Annotated in this window: 15 protein-coding genes; 7 read left to right on the top strand and 8 right to left on the bottom strand. The window is 41.0% G+C overall.

All coding sequences use genetic code 11. The annotated features are described in order from the left end of the window. Nucleotides 1-29: 29 nt before the first annotated feature. On the bottom strand, nt 30-842 hold the full coding sequence (locus AN214_RS17570; RefSeq protein ID WP_054980919.1) for a class I SAM-dependent methyltransferase: 813 nt from the start codon (nt 840-842) through the stop codon (nt 30-32). A 220-nt stretch (nt 843-1,062) separates the two neighbouring features. Here AN214_RS17570 and AN214_RS17565 point away from each other — a divergent pair, with 220 nt between their 5' ends. Continuing rightward, a complete protein-coding gene (locus tag AN214_RS17565; RefSeq protein ID WP_054980918.1) occupies nt 1,063-4,251 on the top strand; it encodes an amidohydrolase family protein in 3,189 nt (1,062 codons plus the stop codon). 247 nt (nt 4,252-4,498) lie between these two features. Beyond that, nucleotides 4,499-5,572 carry an ABC transporter substrate-binding protein gene (locus AN214_RS17560; protein WP_054980917.1) on the top strand — a complete coding sequence of 358 codons (1,074 nt, stop codon included), beginning with the start codon at nt 4,499-4,501 and terminating at the stop codon, nt 5,570-5,572. Between the two features lie 74 nt (nt 5,573-5,646). On the opposite strand, the gene sodX is transcribed toward AN214_RS17560, so the two are convergent. The 4 genes from sodX to AN214_RS17540 form a co-directional block, all read right to left on the bottom strand. After that, complete coding sequence (sodX, locus tag AN214_RS17555; protein WP_010561425.1) at nt 5,647-5,937, bottom strand: nickel-type superoxide dismutase maturation protease; 291 nt, start codon at nt 5,935-5,937, stop codon at nt 5,647-5,649. 317 nt (nt 5,938-6,254) lie between these two features. Continuing rightward, entirely contained in the window at nt 6,255-6,698 is a 444-nt protein-coding gene (locus tag AN214_RS17550) for a hypothetical protein (protein WP_152960801.1), read from the bottom strand. 130 nt (nt 6,699-6,828) lie between these two features. Then, nucleotides 6,829-8,211, bottom strand: a complete 1,383-nt coding sequence (ccoG, locus tag AN214_RS17545) for a cytochrome c oxidase accessory protein CcoG (RefSeq protein ID WP_054980915.1) — start codon at nt 8,209-8,211, stop codon at nt 6,829-6,831. A 203-nt stretch (nt 8,212-8,414) separates the two neighbouring features. Further along, complete coding sequence (locus tag AN214_RS17540; protein WP_054980914.1) at nt 8,415-9,836, bottom strand: sigma-54-dependent Fis family transcriptional regulator; 1,422 nt, start codon at nt 9,834-9,836, stop codon at nt 8,415-8,417. A gap of 174 nt (nt 9,837-10,010) precedes the next feature. Between AN214_RS17540 and AN214_RS17535 the strand changes: the two genes are divergently transcribed. From AN214_RS17535 to AN214_RS17525, 3 genes are all read left to right on the top strand, one after another. Beyond that, nucleotides 10,011-10,967 carry an ABC transporter ATP-binding protein gene (locus AN214_RS17535; protein WP_054980913.1) on the top strand — a complete coding sequence of 319 codons (957 nt, stop codon included), beginning with the start codon at nt 10,011-10,013 and terminating at the stop codon, nt 10,965-10,967. Further along, on the top strand, nt 10,960-12,144 hold the full coding sequence (locus tag AN214_RS17530; protein WP_054980912.1) for an ABC transporter permease: 1,185 nt from the start codon (nt 10,960-10,962) through the stop codon (nt 12,142-12,144). The genes AN214_RS17535 and AN214_RS17530 overlap by 8 nt, the downstream gene beginning before the upstream one ends. Before the next feature lie 219 nt (nt 12,145-12,363). Continuing rightward, entirely contained in the window at nt 12,364-12,573 is a 210-nt protein-coding gene (locus AN214_RS17525) for a hypothetical protein (protein ID WP_054980911.1), read from the top strand. An 83-nt stretch (nt 12,574-12,656) separates the two neighbouring features. Here AN214_RS17525 and AN214_RS17520 read toward each other — a convergent pair whose 3' ends face one another. The 3 genes from AN214_RS17520 to AN214_RS17510 all read right to left on the bottom strand — a co-directional run bounded on the left by AN214_RS17520 (nt 12,657) and on the right by AN214_RS17510 (nt 14,390). Continuing rightward, nucleotides 12,657-13,130, bottom strand: coding sequence for a Dps family protein (locus tag AN214_RS17520; protein ID WP_010561434.1), 474 nt, complete (start codon nt 13,128-13,130; stop codon nt 12,657-12,659). Nucleotides 13,131-13,212: 82 nt separating this feature from the next. Then, on the bottom strand, nt 13,213-13,842 hold the full coding sequence (locus tag AN214_RS17515) for an alpha/beta hydrolase (protein WP_054980910.1): 630 nt from the start codon (nt 13,840-13,842) through the stop codon (nt 13,213-13,215). 11 nt (nt 13,843-13,853) lie between these two features. Then, nucleotides 13,854-14,390 (bottom strand): YaeQ family protein, encoded by a 537-nt coding sequence (locus tag AN214_RS17510; RefSeq protein WP_054980909.1) that lies wholly within the window; start codon nt 14,388-14,390, stop codon nt 13,854-13,856. An 85-nt stretch (nt 14,391-14,475) separates the two neighbouring features. Here AN214_RS17510 and ylqF point away from each other — a divergent pair, with 85 nt between their 5' ends. Together ylqF and AN214_RS17500 are read left to right on the top strand one after the other, a co-directional pair. Continuing rightward, nucleotides 14,476-15,420, top strand: a complete 945-nt coding sequence (gene ylqF / locus AN214_RS17505; RefSeq protein ID WP_010561437.1) for a ribosome biogenesis GTPase YlqF — start codon at nt 14,476-14,478, stop codon at nt 15,418-15,420. A gap of 62 nt (nt 15,421-15,482) precedes the next feature. Next, a complete protein-coding gene (locus tag AN214_RS17500; protein WP_152960800.1) occupies nt 15,483-16,286 on the top strand; it encodes an ABC transporter substrate-binding protein in 804 nt (267 codons plus the stop codon). Nucleotides 16,287-16,381 lie beyond the last annotated feature (95 nt).

Raw genomic sequence — 16,381 nt, 5'->3', positions numbered from 1 at the left:
TGTGCCTGCTTCACTAACTAATTTTCTCTTTATAGCTTAGGTTTTACAAACTTAAGCGTGAAACGATTACTTTCACCAATGGCAAGGTATTTGGCTTTGTCTTTATCACCTAGTGCAAGTGTTGGTGGTAATGTCCATACGCCTTTTTCGTACTGTGCTTGATCAAGCGGATTGGCATTCACGCCTGAACTGGCAACCAATTTAAAGCCTGCTTTTTTAGCGGCAGCTTCAACTACACTTTGTTTAATGTAACCCGATTGGCGAAAGGCTTCTGTGTCTAGGTTCTCAGGTAATTTATGATCGACCACACCTAAAACACCGCCAGGCTTAAGCGCTTTAAATGCAGCATCAAGTGTTGATTGCATCATCTCGTCGCTAGTCATATAAAAATTATGTAAATTACGGAAAGTTAGCACCATGTCGGCACTGCCAGCAGGGGCCATTTCTGGGCTAAATTTAGGGTGAAATTCGGTGATTTCAGTTTTGCTGAGTGCCGGTGTGTTTTTAATTTTTGCCTGATACTTTGGTAAATGTTTATTGAAGTAACCAATATCTGTACCCGACGGAAAATGTGCTGCAACAAACTTACCTTTTTCAGCCACCATAGGTGCGATAATTTCAGTGTACCAACCGCCGCCAGGCCAAATTTCTACCACATTCATATCTTTGCTTAAACCAAAGAAATTTAGCGTTTGTTGTGGGTTACGAAATTCATCACGTGCTTTATTTTTGTCGCTGCGCACTTCGCTTTTTACTGTTTCTTGTAGCGTTGTTGCATGTGCGACAGTGATAGATGCGGTCGCAATTGCTGCACTAATCGCTAGGTTAAGTAAGGTTTTCATGTTTAGTCCCTAAAGGTAATTTATCGGTACAAGCTAAACATAAAACTGTTGATTGTTTAAGCATTTTGCGTCGTAACTTGTTGCAAAATATTTCTATTTAGACTATTGCTAAATTTTTAATCGATTTTTTAGGTGGTTTTAACTCAAGCAAACTAGCTAATTAATCACGATTTTGTTTCAATTCGTTACAGAATAAACGTGACAACTAGAAGACTCCGAGATGAAGCAAATATTAAAGACCTCACTTGCGATGGCAGTGAGCTTAGCGTTGTGCTCACAAGCCGGCGCAGAAGAAGCAAAAAAAGAAGAGAAAAAAGAATGGCAAGTTGAAGCGCCACAAGGTGAATTTTTAGATGCCAACATCAAAGTGCAACAAGGTACTTGGATGAACGTAGATGTAAGCCCAGATGGAGAAACACTGGCGTTTGATCTACTTGGTGATATTTACACAATGCCAATTTCAGGCGGTAAAGCAACTAAGCTGACGTCTGATATTCCTTGGCAAATGCAGCCGCGCTTTAGCCCAGATGGCAAAAAAATCGCGTTTACGTCAGACCAAGGCGGTGGCGATAATATTTGGCTAATGAACATTGATGGTTCAAACCAAGTTGCGGTAACCAACGAAACATTCCGTTTATTAAATAGCCCAGTGTGGAGTCCTGATGGCGACTTTATCGCTGCGCGTAAACACTTTACGGGCACGCGTTCACTTGGCGCTGGTGAAGTATGGCTTTACCATAAAGCAGGCGGCAAAGGTGTACAGCTAACTAAGCGTGCAAACGATCAAAAAGATTTAGGTGAACCAGCATTTTCACCTGATGGTCGCTATGTTTATTTCTCACAAGATGCGACACCAGGTAAAACTTTCCACTACTCAAAAGATTCTGTTGCGGGCATTTATAAAATTAAACGTTACGACCGCGAAACTGGTGAAATTGAAACCATTATTGAAGGCATGGGTGGCGCAATTCGTCCAACGCCATCACCAGATGGTAAAAAGCTTGCTTACGTAAAACGTGACGATTTCCAATCAAGCCTGTATGTATATGACTTTGCAACGGGTGAGCATACAAAACTGTACGGTGCGCTTGAACGTGATATGCAAGAAACATGGGCAATTCACGGTGTTTATACGACCATCGCTTGGACCCCTGATAATGAAGAGCTGATCTTCTGGGCTGGCGGTAAACTTCATAAGTTGGATGTTGAAAGTAAGAAAGTAAGCGACATTCCATTTGAAGTGGAAACTAGCAAGAAATTACAAACGGCATTACGTGTTGTACAAAACCTTGATACCAAAGAATTTGACGTAAAAATGCTACGCAATGTGCAAGTTTCGCCAGATGGTGAAACTGCGATTTTTGAAGCTATGGGTCATATTTATAAGCGTGATTTAGAATCGGGCAAAGTAAGACGCTTAACTAAGCAAAGCGATCACTTTGAGTTCTTCCCGTCGTTTTCTCGCGATGGTAAGAAGATAGTGTACGTTACTTGGGATGATAACGAGCAGGGCACTATTCGTGTTGTTTCGGCACGTTCAGGTCGCGGTAAAAATGTTGTTGAAACTAAAGGTAAATACGTAGAACCCACCTTTAGTCCAGATGGTGATACTGTGGTGTACCGTAAAATTAAAGGTGGTGCGATTCTTGACCCAAGTTACTCGGTAAAACCGGGTATCTATGCTGTAAGCAGCCGGGGCGGTGACGAAGAATTTATTACCAAGCACGGTATTCAACCGCAATTTGGCGCTGAGAACGACCGTATTTACGTAATGCAAGCATGGCCAAAACCATCGCTTTCTGTGGTTGAACTAGCCAGCAAAAAAGAACGCAAACTATACGAAGCAAAACATGCGACCGAATTCCGTGTATCGCCGGATGGTAAGTACTTAGCGTTTGCTGAGCGTTTTAAAGTATTTGTAACGCCATTCGTGGAGCGCGGGAAAACCATTAATATCGGTCCAAAAGATAGCCAGTTCCCAGTTGATCAGCTATCAGTTCGCGCCGGTGAAAACATTAGTTGGAATACGTCAGCAGATAAACTTTACTGGTCGCTAGGTCCTGAGCTTTACCATGCTGATTTAAACGGTGTGTTTGATATTGCCAAAGACGAGTCAAAGTCGTTTAAAGTTGAAAACGGCCAAAGCATTGGTTTTAAACAAAAAATGGATGCACCAAAAGGTGTAATTGCACTGACTGGCGCACGCATCATTACCATGAAAGGTGATGAGGTAATTGAAAATGGCGTAATCGTAACGGACGGTAAGCATATTAAAGCGGTTGGCACTGTGGCAGATGTGAGCGTACCAAGTGATGCATTAATTATTGAGATGAATGGCAAAACCATTATGCCGGGTCTTGTTGATGCACACGCGCACGGTTCGCAAGGTTCAAATGAAATTATTCCTCAGCAAAACTGGGAAAACCTAGCAGGCTTAGCATTTGGTGTAACGACAATTCACGATCCATCAAATGACACAACTGAAGTATTCGCTGCCAGCGAAATGCAAAAAGCCGGTAAAATTGTCGCGCCGCGCATTTTCTCAACCGGTACGATTTTATATGGTGCGAACATGCCGGGTTACACCAGCCATATTGATAGCCTAGACGACGCGAAATTCCATATTGAGCGTCTACAAAAAGTGGGTGCGATTAGTGTTAAATCGTACAACCAACCTCGTCGTAATCAGCGCCAACAAGTTGTACAAGCTGCACGTGAACTAGGCATGATGGTAGTGCCAGAAGGCGGCTCATTACTACAGCATAACTTAACCATGGTGGTGGATGGCCACACGGGTGTTGAGCACTCACTACCAGTAGCGAATATTTATGATGATGTTAAGCAGCTGTGGAGCCAAACTAAAGTAGGTTATACACCAACGTTAGGTGTAGCCTACGGTGGTATTTGGGGTGAAAACTACTGGTACGATAAAACAGATGTTTGGTCGCACCCAATTCTGTCGAAATACGTACCTAAGAACAAGCTACTACCGCGCTCAATGCGCCGCGTTAAAGCGCCAGATCATCATTATAATCACGTAAATAACGCCCGTGTTTCGAAAGAATTACAAGACTTAGATGTACTCGTAAACATTGGTGCACACGGTCAACGTGAAGGGTTAGCAGCACACTGGGAAATGTGGATGTTCGCGCAAGGCGGCATGGCACCACTTGAGGTGATCCGCACTGCAACCATCGACCCTGCTACGCACTTCGGTTTAGATAAACACATTGGTTCACTTGAAGTAGGTAAGCTTGCCGACTTAATGGTGATCGATGGCAACCCGTTAGAAAATATTCGCGATACTGATAAAGTAACGCACACAATGATTAACGGTCGTTTATTCGATACTGCAACGATGAATGAAGTAGGTAAGAAAAAACGCGAAAAGCTGTATTTTGAAAAATAAGCTTTACGTAATCTGATTTCAGGTTAAATAACGAAAGGCTGAACTTAGGTTCAGCCTTTTTTATGTTTTCTGGTCACCTTAAATCACCCAAATTCTACATATATTTAAAAGTATTCAAATGCTTACCCAATAGATTTACAGTTGCTAGCAATTAATTAATTGAGCTGCTCTGATTAGTTGAGAACATGCAGCTATATTTTTGTTTAAGTTATATACTTATAGCGATCTAGATGCAGTAAGGTGTTGTGTGAAAGTGAATAGTGTCGAGCGTGTTTGGTTGTTTTTAATGCTGCTGATGTGGTCAGTATTTGCTAGTGCCAATTCCCATATGAAAGTTGTTTTTATTAACCCGGGTTATGCCACAGATAATGATTCTGGCGACTTTTGGCCAAACGTGAATCACTTTATGGTTGCCGCAGCAAACGACCTCAACATAGATCTCGTATCATTGCATGCTGAACGCAATCATATTCTGATGAAAAAACTGGTTAGCGACGCGATAGCGCTAAAGCCCGATTACTTAATTCTGGTAAATGAAAAGCAAATGTTACCGCAAATGCTTGAGCAGCTTGTTGGCACCGATATTAAAGTGTTTTTGTTGCTCAATAAATTTAGTCGCTCACAGCAGGCATCTCTGCCAGACAACATCAAAAGCAAAGTGATAGGATGCTTATCGCCGAACAATAAAGAGGTAGGTGAACAACTTGCAGAGGCATTAATTAAACGCGCTGGTGAGCTTAAAAAAGAGCAGCTTACTATGTATGCACTGCTTGGTGATTATAATACACCGGCGGCAGAGGAGCGTCGCTTTGGTTTGCAGCGCGCTTTAAAAAAGCACCCTCATGTGAGTTTAATTGATTCAACGGTTGCTAATTGGTCTGAGTCGAAAGCTTACAAAAAAATCTATGGCGTATTGTCAAAGCACCCCGCAGATATTATTTGGTCGGCAAATGACGCAATGGCGTTTGGTGCAATTGCAGCGGTAAATAAGCTAAAGCAATCAGACAAGGTCATTATTGGCGGCATTAATTGGGATGTTCATGATAAAGGATATACGACCAACGTGTCTTTTGGTGGACATGTAACGTTAGGCGCAAAAGCATTATTGATGCTGCATGATAATCACCTTTATCCTGAAAAAGCGGGCGCTATGAGTCAGCAACTCGCAATTTTTGAGTCCTCGGACTCACTCGCTCGAGCGCCGTTTGGCAAACTATTACGTGAACAAGAGTTCGAACAAATCGATTTTTCGCGTTTTTCTGTATCGTCGCAGCAACCGCTAGAGTTTAACTTGCAAAACTTGGTTAATACTCTGCATTAAAGTCTGTTGAATATTGCCGCTCTTTTATTGTGAAAGAGAATTTTTGACGCGCTCGATGCGTAATCTCGAGCGACTTAGCGCAGGTTGCAAATCATTACACCGATGATTTGCTCGGCGCTAATCGGTCCTATTTGGCAGCAGGCTAAACTGTTAGGGTCGTCACCAGCTAACCAATAAAGACCATTTTTATCTTGATAGGCAATGCGTTGAATTATGGCGCCAAAAATAGGGTGTGCGACTTTAACTATTTGCCCTTTTTTTAAATGTTTCATGCTGCCAAAGCTATGTAATAGCACATAATTATTGGGCATTATTGCGGGCGACATGCTGTTGCCAGTTACTTTATTTATGCTTAATCCGAACATTTTTTGTGTTCTCTGTTTTAAGCGATGCGTCGCAATTTGCCGTAACAACTTCAAATTTAAACAGTTTATCGAGCTGAGTTAGAGCCCTATTCAAGCTTGCTGCTTTTTTCATATTCCCTCCTTAGCAAGGTTACGCATTTTTATCTTGTGACTGACAAAAACAAACAGTAATACCGTTGGTGTTATCCATGTTAAGTGAATGAACAGGTCAAACAATGGGCTATGATCATGCCCTGTATGTGCCGTAAGGCTGTGCGGAAGCAATAAACATACTGCTATGATTTTGATGTATAAATTAGACATACCAACTTCCCTAACTAGTGCACCAACGCAGATTTTAATTTTGCGTTTTTAATATCTGCGGGCGCAGCACACACATGGTCGAGCACATCCATACATCGAGCGTAATTTGCATGCTTTCCTTTAAATGCCGAAATGCTTTTAAATGTGACCGAAGACATCTGTAAGGCATGGCTTTGCGCATGCTCAGAGATAGCTTTATTGTTGGCTTGCTGTAATACGCGATAATGGGCGTGCAATAAACATTGCAGTGCACGTTCTAGTTGGCCTTGTTGTTCGTAGGTGGCAGCGAGGTTCTGATAACCGCATACCCAAGCTTGCATCGCTTCTAAGTTGCTAATTTTTTGTTGCCATAGCAAATCAACCAGTTCAATAGCGCGATTATAGTAGCGTTCCGCCTCTAGCCAATTATGTGAATCAAAGCACTCATTGCCTTTAATCATTGTGGATTGCCAGCTCATATTAAAATACCCAACCCACCAACTTAATGATAATGATTATTGATCGCGTTTAAGCTGTTGTAAAGAAAAAAGGCTCAATTAGATTGAGCCTTGCGTGCTAGGGAACTTAGCTATAAATTGATTTTACAGCTTAGGGTTTATAAAACTTAGACTGTTTAATGATTTGGATATCCGGTTGCTCAACAGCTTTAACTTTAAAGCGAACATCCGTTACTTTTTGTTTTAAATCATAGCCATCAGCCGTAATCGTGACTGGGAACTGGCTCATCTCACCAGCTGGAATAACAATGTTTTGTGGTGCGCTTAGCGCAAAACGTGAATCTTCGAGCAGTGTTAGTGTGTAATTCAGTGTATTTTGCGTTTTATTGGTAATTCTTAGCGTGTAGGTGTTCTCAGTTAACCCTTCGTAATTCACCCGATACAGCGCATTTCGGTCACGTAGAATACTGGTTTCAATAGGTACGCGTAAATTCATCCAAATCAGCATAGTGACGATTACTAAGCCGGTAAAAAATCCATAACCTACTAGCTTTAAACGGAATTTATTGGTCTTTTGGCCAGCTAGTTGGTGTTCACTGGTGTAACTAATTAAACCTTTTTGGTAATTAAACTTATCCATGGTTTCGTCACAAGCATCAATACATGCGCCACAGTTAATGCATTCGTATTGCATGCCGTTACGAATATCAATACCGGCAGGACACACTTCAACGCACAGGTTACAGTCAACACAATCACCTAAACCAAGTTGTTTCGGATCATCTTTACGTTTGCGGCGACCGCGTGATTCACCACGTTTTTCATCGTAGGCAACCACATACGTATCTTTGTCGAACATTACTGCTTGAAAGCGAGAATACGGGCACATGTAAATACACATTTTCTCTCTTAAGAAACCTGCGTTACCGTAAGTACATACGGCAAATAGACCTACCCAAAACCAAATCAAGCCAGACCAATCTAAGGTTACTAAATTGCTATATAACTCTTTAACAGGCACAAAATAGCTAAGAAAGGTGGTAGCAGTTAAAAATGAAATAGTCAGCCAAGCTAAATGCTTAAGGCCTTTTTTGCGAAATTTTTCAAATGACATGGGTGATTTATCAAGCTTAATGCGTTTATTGCGGTTGCCTTCCACTTTTTCTTCAACCCAAATAAACATCATCATCCACACCGTTTGCGGGCAGGTGTAACCACACCAAACTCGACCGAGCCAGGTGGTAACAAAAAATAGCGCAAATGCACCTGCCATAAATATCCATGCTAACAAGGTAAAATCTTGCGGGAATAAAGTGGTATTAAAAAAGCGAAACTGCTGCGCGCCGATATCGAGTAATATGGCTTGCTGACCTTGGTAAGGAATAAAAGGGATTAAAATAAATGCCAACATCAATGCCCAGCCAATATAGCGGCGTAACTTTTGGTATTTACCTTTTTGTGATCTGACGTAAATTGGCCCCTCAGTTTTGTAGGGCTTAATGATCAGATCTTCTTCTTTGATATCAAACTTCATAATATTTCTCGACAGTAGATAGAGCATTGCGCTTATCTAGTGCTTAACAAATACTATGCCAATAAAGGGTTATGATAACCTTTTGAAATATAAGGTTAATTATTGTTTTGTATTTTTATCTAAACCACGACATTTCGCGTGTTCGCGATATATCGTGGATTTTAGCTATTATTTTTATGTTAGAAGCAGCTAAAAACGTCATTTTATACTCGTGTAATACCAAGTTTTTTCATTTTTGAGCGCAAGGTGCTTTCTGGTAAATCGAGTAGTTTGGCTGCGCCATTGCTCCCGCCTATCTTACCTGAGCATTGTTCAAGCACTTGCTCTATGTAAGAGCGTTCCATTTCTGCTAGCGTAAGTTGTGCAAAGTTACTGGCATCTAAGTTGGCTTGAAAATCTTGCTTGATTTGAATTAGCGAACTTTGACTTAAGATGACTTCGCGTTCGAGTACGTTTTGTAGTTCACGAATATTGCCGGGCCAATGATAGGTTGCAAGGCGCTTTAAACTGGCCTTGCTGATGCCTTTGATTGGTTTACTCAATTTGCGAGCAAGCTCCGAAATAATGTTATGACAAAGCAAAGGCAAATCATCTAAGCGCTCTCTGAGGGCAGGCATGGTAAGGGGAAAAACGTTCAGGCGATAATATAAATCCATGCGAAACTCGCCTTGCTGAACCATTTTTAATAGGTCTTTGTTCGTTGCTGCGATAACGCGAATATCAACCTTAATTGTTTGGTTACCGCCAACACGTTCAAATTCTTGTTCTTGCAGCACACGCAGCAATTTGCTCTGTGCTTCAAGACTTAGCTCGCCAACTTCGTCTAAAAACAAGGTGCCTTTGTCTGCCAGTTCAAAGCGTCCTTTACGTCTTTCGGTAGCACCAGTAAATGCGCCTTTTTCATGGCCGAATAGCTCGCTTTCTAACAAGCTAGGTGTAAAGGCCGCGCAATTTACTTTAACCAAAGTATTGTGACAGCGTTTGCTTAAGCGATGAATGTTGCGAGCTATCAGCTCTTTACCTGTGCCGTTTTCACCTAAGATCAGCACAGTGCTGTCGGTTTTACTGACTAAACTTACTTGTTCAAGCAATTGCTTAAATCGCGGGCTTTGTCCTACTAAGCCTGAGTCGCTCCAGTTCTCGTCGATTTCACTTTGAAGATAAGTATTTTCTGCTTGCAATTGTTCAGATAAGGCTTGCACTTGGGCTAGTGCTTCACGCAGTGCGCGATCGCTTTCTTGCTGCTTAGTTACATCGCGGAAGATTGCAACAGCACCAACTATTTCGCCATTTTTATAAACGGGAGTTGAGGTGTATTCCACTGGAAAGCTTGAACCATCTTTGCGCCAAAATACTTCATGGCTAATACTGCGCTCTTGTCCGTCTTGCATGGTGGCATAAATATTACATTCATGCGCTGGGTATGGGCTGCCATCGGCGTGGCTATGATGATGATATTGATGAATTTTTTCGCCGAGTAACTCGCCGGCTTGCCAACCTGTCATGCGTTCTGCTGCAGGGTTTATAAATACTGCTTTTCCTTCTAAATCAAAACCATAAACCCCTTCACCAACGGCATTTAACAATAGCTCTGAGTCTGCTAGCAAGTTTTTAAGATTATCCATATATCACAACCCACGAAATATCGAGGGCCAATAATGCCAAGCTTAACATCAAATTACCAGCAACTAATCATCTGTATTTTAATGATAAGTGGCAATATAAAATGACGAGCGATCTGTTTATCCCTTTGTTTACCCGTAAAATATTGCAAACAATAAGAAAAAGCGGGAAAAACAATGACACAGGCAATGATCCGTGTGGAAGAGGTAAGTAAGCAGTACGCCTCAACTAAAGCGGTTAATCAGTTAAGCTTTGCGGTAAATAAAGGCGAAATTTTTGCCTTATTAGGGCCTAACGGCGCAGGTAAATCATCGCTCGTACGTATGTTAGTAGGTTTTACAAAACCTGATAGCGGAAAAGTATCAATTCAATTAGATGGCTGCTACTTTAGTGAAATTCCGGCGAATAAACTGGGCTACTTACCAGAAGACCGCGGACTGTACGGCGAAAAAACCTTACTGCAAAACCTTCATTACTTTGCTGCGCTGCATGGTGTAAGTAAACAACAAGCAAAACAAAATATTGATTACTGGCTAAAGCGATTTGATTTACTAGGCCGCGAAAATGAACCGCTTAAATCACTTTCAAAAGGTAACCAGCAAAAAGTACAGCTGATCACCGCAATTTTACACAGCCCTGAAATTGTTATTTTGGATGAGCCATTTTCTGGACTCGATCCGATTAACCAAGAAAAAGTTGTATTGTTTTTAGCAGAATTAAAGCAACAGGGAATGACGGTTATTTTAAGTGCCCACCAAATGGCGATGGTAGAAAAAATGGCCGACAGAATGATGTTGATGAACAAAGGCGAAGCTGTTTTATATGGTTCACTTAGTGCGATTCGAGAACAAATTGGTGGTGCATTAGAGCTAGAGGTGAGCTTTAGCGGTGAATTAAATGCCGAAGCGCTGCAAACGCATTTTGGCGACATTAACTACCGTCTAAATAAAGCGAATACCTTGGTTGTTACGTTAAACGATAAAGCACAGCTAAATGATGCGTTAGCGATCCTGCCTAAGTTAGGTCAAGTAGAGCATTTATCAAGCCGCACCATGGATTTACATCAAATGTATTTAAAAGCAATTGAATCGCACCAAAAGCATGCGTTAACTGAGGAGAGTAGTGATGAATAACCAAGTAACACAAGTTGCTAAATGGGAGTTTATGCACTTTTTCAAATGGAAGCAGGAGCTTATTAGCAAGTTAATTATGCTGGTAATCGCTGTGGTTGTGTTTTTTTGGCAAAGCGCGTCAAGTTTTACTAGCACTGATTATCGCATTGCCATTTCGGCTAATAGCCCTTTTGAAATGACCTTGGACGGTTATGCGTTCACGCAAACACAAGACGATAAAGAAAAGCTTATTTCTGCCCTTGAGACGCAAGAATTTGATGCTGTGTTACTCATTGATGAAGCCATGAGTCCTGTAAACATTGAGTTTATTAGCAAAGGAAAAATGGCGTGGCAACAGACGCTGCAAAATGCGCTAAAACAGCACTATGTTGAAAAAGTCAGTGATAAGCTTTCACTTTCGGCGCAGCAATTAGCATTGATTAATAACCCAATTTCAGTTTCAGCTGTGTATCTAGACCAGAATATCAAAAGTGAAGAAAGTCATTCAAGCGCTACAGCAATAGGTGTTTTAGTGTTGTTATCGGTTGGTATTTTTATGTCGTTTGCTCAGGTATTTGTCTCGATTACAGGCGAAAAGCAGCAGCGTGTAACAGAACAACTCTACGCCACAATGAGCGCACAAACTTGGGTCGACGGTAAAATTTTAGGGCAAGTGTTACTGGCATTAAAAGCCATGTTAAGTACTGTTATTTCAGTATTATTGGGCGTTGCATTTTTGCAGGTGATTATTCAAGGGCAAGCACTCGACTTGTCGTTTATTGATTGGGCTTTATTGCCTTGGGTATTGGCGTTTGCGTTGCTAGGGCTTTATTTCTCAACGGCATTTATGGCGGCAATTGCTGCTGCGATTGATGATCCAAACCACAGTGGCAAGTCGTCGTTTATGATGATCCCGCTTGTACCAATGATTTTAGCGTTTGTATTAATGGATAGTCCCAGTGGTTGGGTTATGACGTTTTTAAGTTACTTCCCACTTACGGCGTTTGCTGTAATGCCTGTTAAGATGGCGTTGGTTGACGTGGCAATTTGGCAACCTATTTTGTCACTGGTACTGACGCTGGCATTGTGCATTTATATGCGTGGTGTGGCTGGACGTTTATTTAAAATGGGCATGGTGATGTATGGTAAAGAGCCAAGCTTTAAACAAATGTTAGGGTGGGCGATTTCAGAACGCTAATATTAAAAAGAGGCATCGGCCTCTTTTTTAAGCATATTTACTGCCAATTATTTCTGATTCGGTTGAATTTTTGAGCTAAATCAAGTTTCTCATCGGCTGGTAATTGGTTAGGAAATAAACTTGATTTAAGTCAATTCTCAATCTTAAAACGGGCGCATACTTAATTCCAGAAACCGATTTATCACCGATAAGTTGGATAGTTTAAGAAGGAATTTCGTTATGAGAAATGTGCAAAAATCAGAAATTATCGTTACGGTTATCGCAGTATTAGCATTAGTTGTTACTGTTGTAGGTCACTTAGCTGGTGCAAGCATTGCTAACTCAAGTTCGTTTGGCATTATTGCAGCGCCTGTACCTTTGCTACTATTTATCATTGCATTTGCAGCGTATAAGTATGCTGCATCTCATGACGAAGATTCAGATCATTAAACTTGTCCCAATTAGTTTTACTTTACTTGCGACAAAGGCAGCGTTAGCTGCCTTTTTTCGTACTAATTTGAAAACAATTTAACTTAGTTTAAGTAAGCGTTTAGCATCCAAACTAGTTTCTCTTGCTCTTTTATATAATCACTCATTAGTGATGCTGTACCTTCATCCTCGGCATCACCGGCTAATGTTAGTAATGAGCGCTGTGTTGCAATTAACTCACTGAAACCAGTTAGTAGGTTGCTAATTGCTTCGCGCCCAGCACTAATGTTCTTTGCTTCAGTAATCTTGCTGTTGGCAAGGTAGTCTGAGAAACCGTGCAACGGTTCACCGCCTAACGTTAATATACGCTCGGCGATTTCATCGACTTTCAACAGTAAATCGTTGTATATTTCTTCAAATTTAGCATGCAGTTCAAAGAAGTTTTCGCCTTTAATATTCCAGTGAAAACCTCGTGCATTCATGTACTGAATTTGATAGCTGCTAAGTAAGGTATTTAGTTCAGCAACTAAGTTGTTTGTAATCGTTTTGTCTAATCCAATAATTGAAACGTTTTTCATAACCCACCTCATATTCAATGTATTTAATATGTTTAATTTGTTTCGATGGGGTTATTATCAGACAAGTTTGTAATTGAATAAATCACTTAAAGTCGATTGCTGCATTCTGTTTTTGTGATGACAAAATGGACTCAATGTAATCCATTACTTTGCGGGAATAAATGAGACTGGTATGGCTTAAATGAAAGACTTTGTGCTCTGCCATGCCTTTGAGTTTAGTTTCATCAAGCAATACAGTGCCGTCGGATTCGCTGTTTTTCTTAATCAGCGGCATTAAACCAAGTGGTAGATCACCTGCAATACTGTAAAGCTTGGCACTAAATGGCCAATCATGGTTTTCTGATAAAAGAAACTCAACACTATTTTTTAAAAATAAGTCAAAGCCCTTATCTTTCATGTGCTTAGCAAGTGTGGCGCCTTTGTGGGGGGTACCTAATGTGATGACTTTTTTAACACTTGCAGCATGGAGGCTATTAGCTTCAAGGTAGGCGCGTGCAATTAACCCGCCCATTGAGTGGCAAACAAACGCGGTATTTTCACCGTCAATAAAGCTATCGATTTGCTGAAATATAGTTTCAGTATTTGGCGATAAGCTTTGATAACTTAAATTCAGAGTATCAAAGCCCAGTTTTGTTATGCGTTTACTTAATGGCAGCATAACAAAGCCTGACATATACAGGCCGTGTAGAATAACTACTTTTTTTATCGCCATACTACTTTCACTTATAAAATGGTGATCGGCTCGATAAGTATTGAATCGGTATCGTTGCTGACCCAAACTTGACCATCTTGCACAGTAACAGACAACTGCATATGTCTTGCTGCTAATGGAATAAGTTGTTGAGACTGCTCAAATGGAAGGCTAAACACGCGTAGGTTGGTATGCTGGAAAAACTTACCTTGGTGCTTTTCAAGCCACACTTTTTGGTCGCCGTCGCCATAGGTATATAAAATGGCTTGTTTTGACTGGTTGCAGGCTTTTTTCAGGCGTTTTTCGTCAGGTAAACCAAGATCGATCCAAGTTTCGATTTCGTCGCTTAATGACTTTTGCCAAATTTCAGGCTCATCGTCAGCGCACAATCCTTTAGTAAAGCTCAACGTATCTGTAGCATTTAATGCAAATGCTAAAATGCGGATCATTAAACGGTGGTCGTTTTCAGATGGATGTTGAGCAATTGTTAGACTGTAATCACCGTAGTGGTGTCTATCCATGTCGCTTAGGTTAAGCGATAGCTTATGTACTTGTGACTTTAACGCCATAATTTCTATTAATGTAAGAAAGGTTACTGCTATTGTAACTGAATATAGTTAAAATACGCGTACTTTCATGCTTTGGAGAAAATAAATGGCGATTCAGTGGTTTCCTGGTCATATGAATAAGGCGCGCAATGAGATAAAAGAAATCATGCCGCAAATGGACGTGATTATTGAAGTGCTGGATGCGCGTATTCCTTACAGTAGTGAAAACCCTATGGTTGGCGACCTGCGTGGTGATAAACCCGTGATTAAAATCTTAAATAAAGCTGACCTTGCCGATCCTGAAATGACCAAAGCGTGGATGACGTATCTTGAGCGTGAAGCGGGTGTTAAAACCTTACCGCTTGATAACAATAAATCGAGTGAAGTGCATTTAATCAACGACCTCTGTAAAAAGCTAGTACCGCATAAAGTAGGTGCTGATAAGCAAATTAAAGCCATGATTATGGGCATTCCAAATGTGGGAAAATCAACACTTATCAATACATTAGCGGGCCGCATTGTAGCTAAAACAGGTAATGAACCAGCGGTAACTAAGGCGCAGCAAAAGATCCGTTTAGAAGACGGCATTATGCTGTACGACACGCCAGGAATGTTATGGCCAAAAGTTGAAAACGAAAATTCAGGTTACCGTTTAGCGGCAACCGGTGCGATTCGTGATACCGCGATTAACTATGAAGAAGTGGCGAGTTACACTGCTGAGTATTTATTATCAGCCTACCCAGCGTTATTAAAATCACGTTATAAAATGGATGAATTACCAGAGCAAGACTGGGAGTTTATTGAACAAGCAGGGCGTAAACGTGGCTGTATTCGTTCAGGCAACCAAGTTGATACCCACAAAATGTCTGAAATTCTGATCAATGAACTGCGTGATGCTGTGATTGGTCGCATTTCGATGGAAACACCAGAGATGCGTGAAGAAGAAGAGGTTATGGTAGCTGAATTACGCGCCAAAGCCGAAGCTAAAAAGCAGGCACGTGAAGAAGAGAAAAAACAACGTCGTGCTCGCGCCCGTAAAAATCGCCGTTAAGCTTGGATTTAGAGTAATTATTCACTACAGTTAAAACAGTGTTTAACTGTAGTGAATATGTAGTGCGTTGCTTATCTAATTGTTTATCCATTCTTTTTTTAATCAGTTTTTTTTGCTCAGCGAAACAAGAAATTTATTTTGCCACTGACTTATTGCCAGAAAAAGGTACACGCAAAGCAGACCTTGTATCACAGCTAGTTTATTACGTTACCGATGAGCTTAAAAACGACTACCGAGTGACGTTTCAGCAAACCAGTCGCGAGCGAGAGTGGCGACTAATTAAAAAACAAAGCAACATTTGTGTTTATAACAAAACCTACACACCCAAAAGAGCAAAACTTGCAGTATTTGCAAGCCAGCCATTAATTGTTTATGCGCCTAATCGCTTAATTTTAAATCGCGATATTGGTACGGCTACATCGCTATCGTTAACAACTGCATTATCGCTTGGTCTTAATATCGGCGTTGTAAAAGGGCGCAACTATGGCGAAAAGCTCGATGAATTAATTACGCAAAATTCTGAGCTGTTGTATGTTGGTGCGGGTAGTTATAAAGCTGAACGTTTAGAGGTGATGCTCAAACAGGGCAAACTCGATGGCATTATTGAATACTCATCGGTATTTAAAAGCCGTCAGCCCGATGCCAAAATTGGTAAAGACTATTTTATTTATGCGTTAACGGAAGCTCAGCACGCAGTAAAAGGTTACTTAGCGTGTGCAAAGTCAGATGTTGGTGAAAAGTTTGTTGCCGATTTTGAAAGCGTTATGAACAGTGCTGGATATCGTGCATTTGCCATAAGTAAATTGAACGAGGCAGGCGATTTAATTGAGACTGACTTCATTATTGAGCATTTGGGATACAAATAAAAAAGACCTCGTTCTGAGGCCTTTTGGTTTCATATCTACCGTCACCGATATGAGCAATGTAGCAAGTAATTCGTATAAATTGGCTACTAGCAACT

This window comes from Pseudoalteromonas sp. P1-9 (assembly GCF_001399975.1).
Classification (GTDB): Bacteria; Pseudomonadota; Gammaproteobacteria; order Enterobacterales; family Alteromonadaceae; genus Pseudoalteromonas.
The sequence above is the reverse complement of the archived record's forward strand: the minus strand, read 5'-3'. Positions and strand labels throughout refer to the sequence as shown.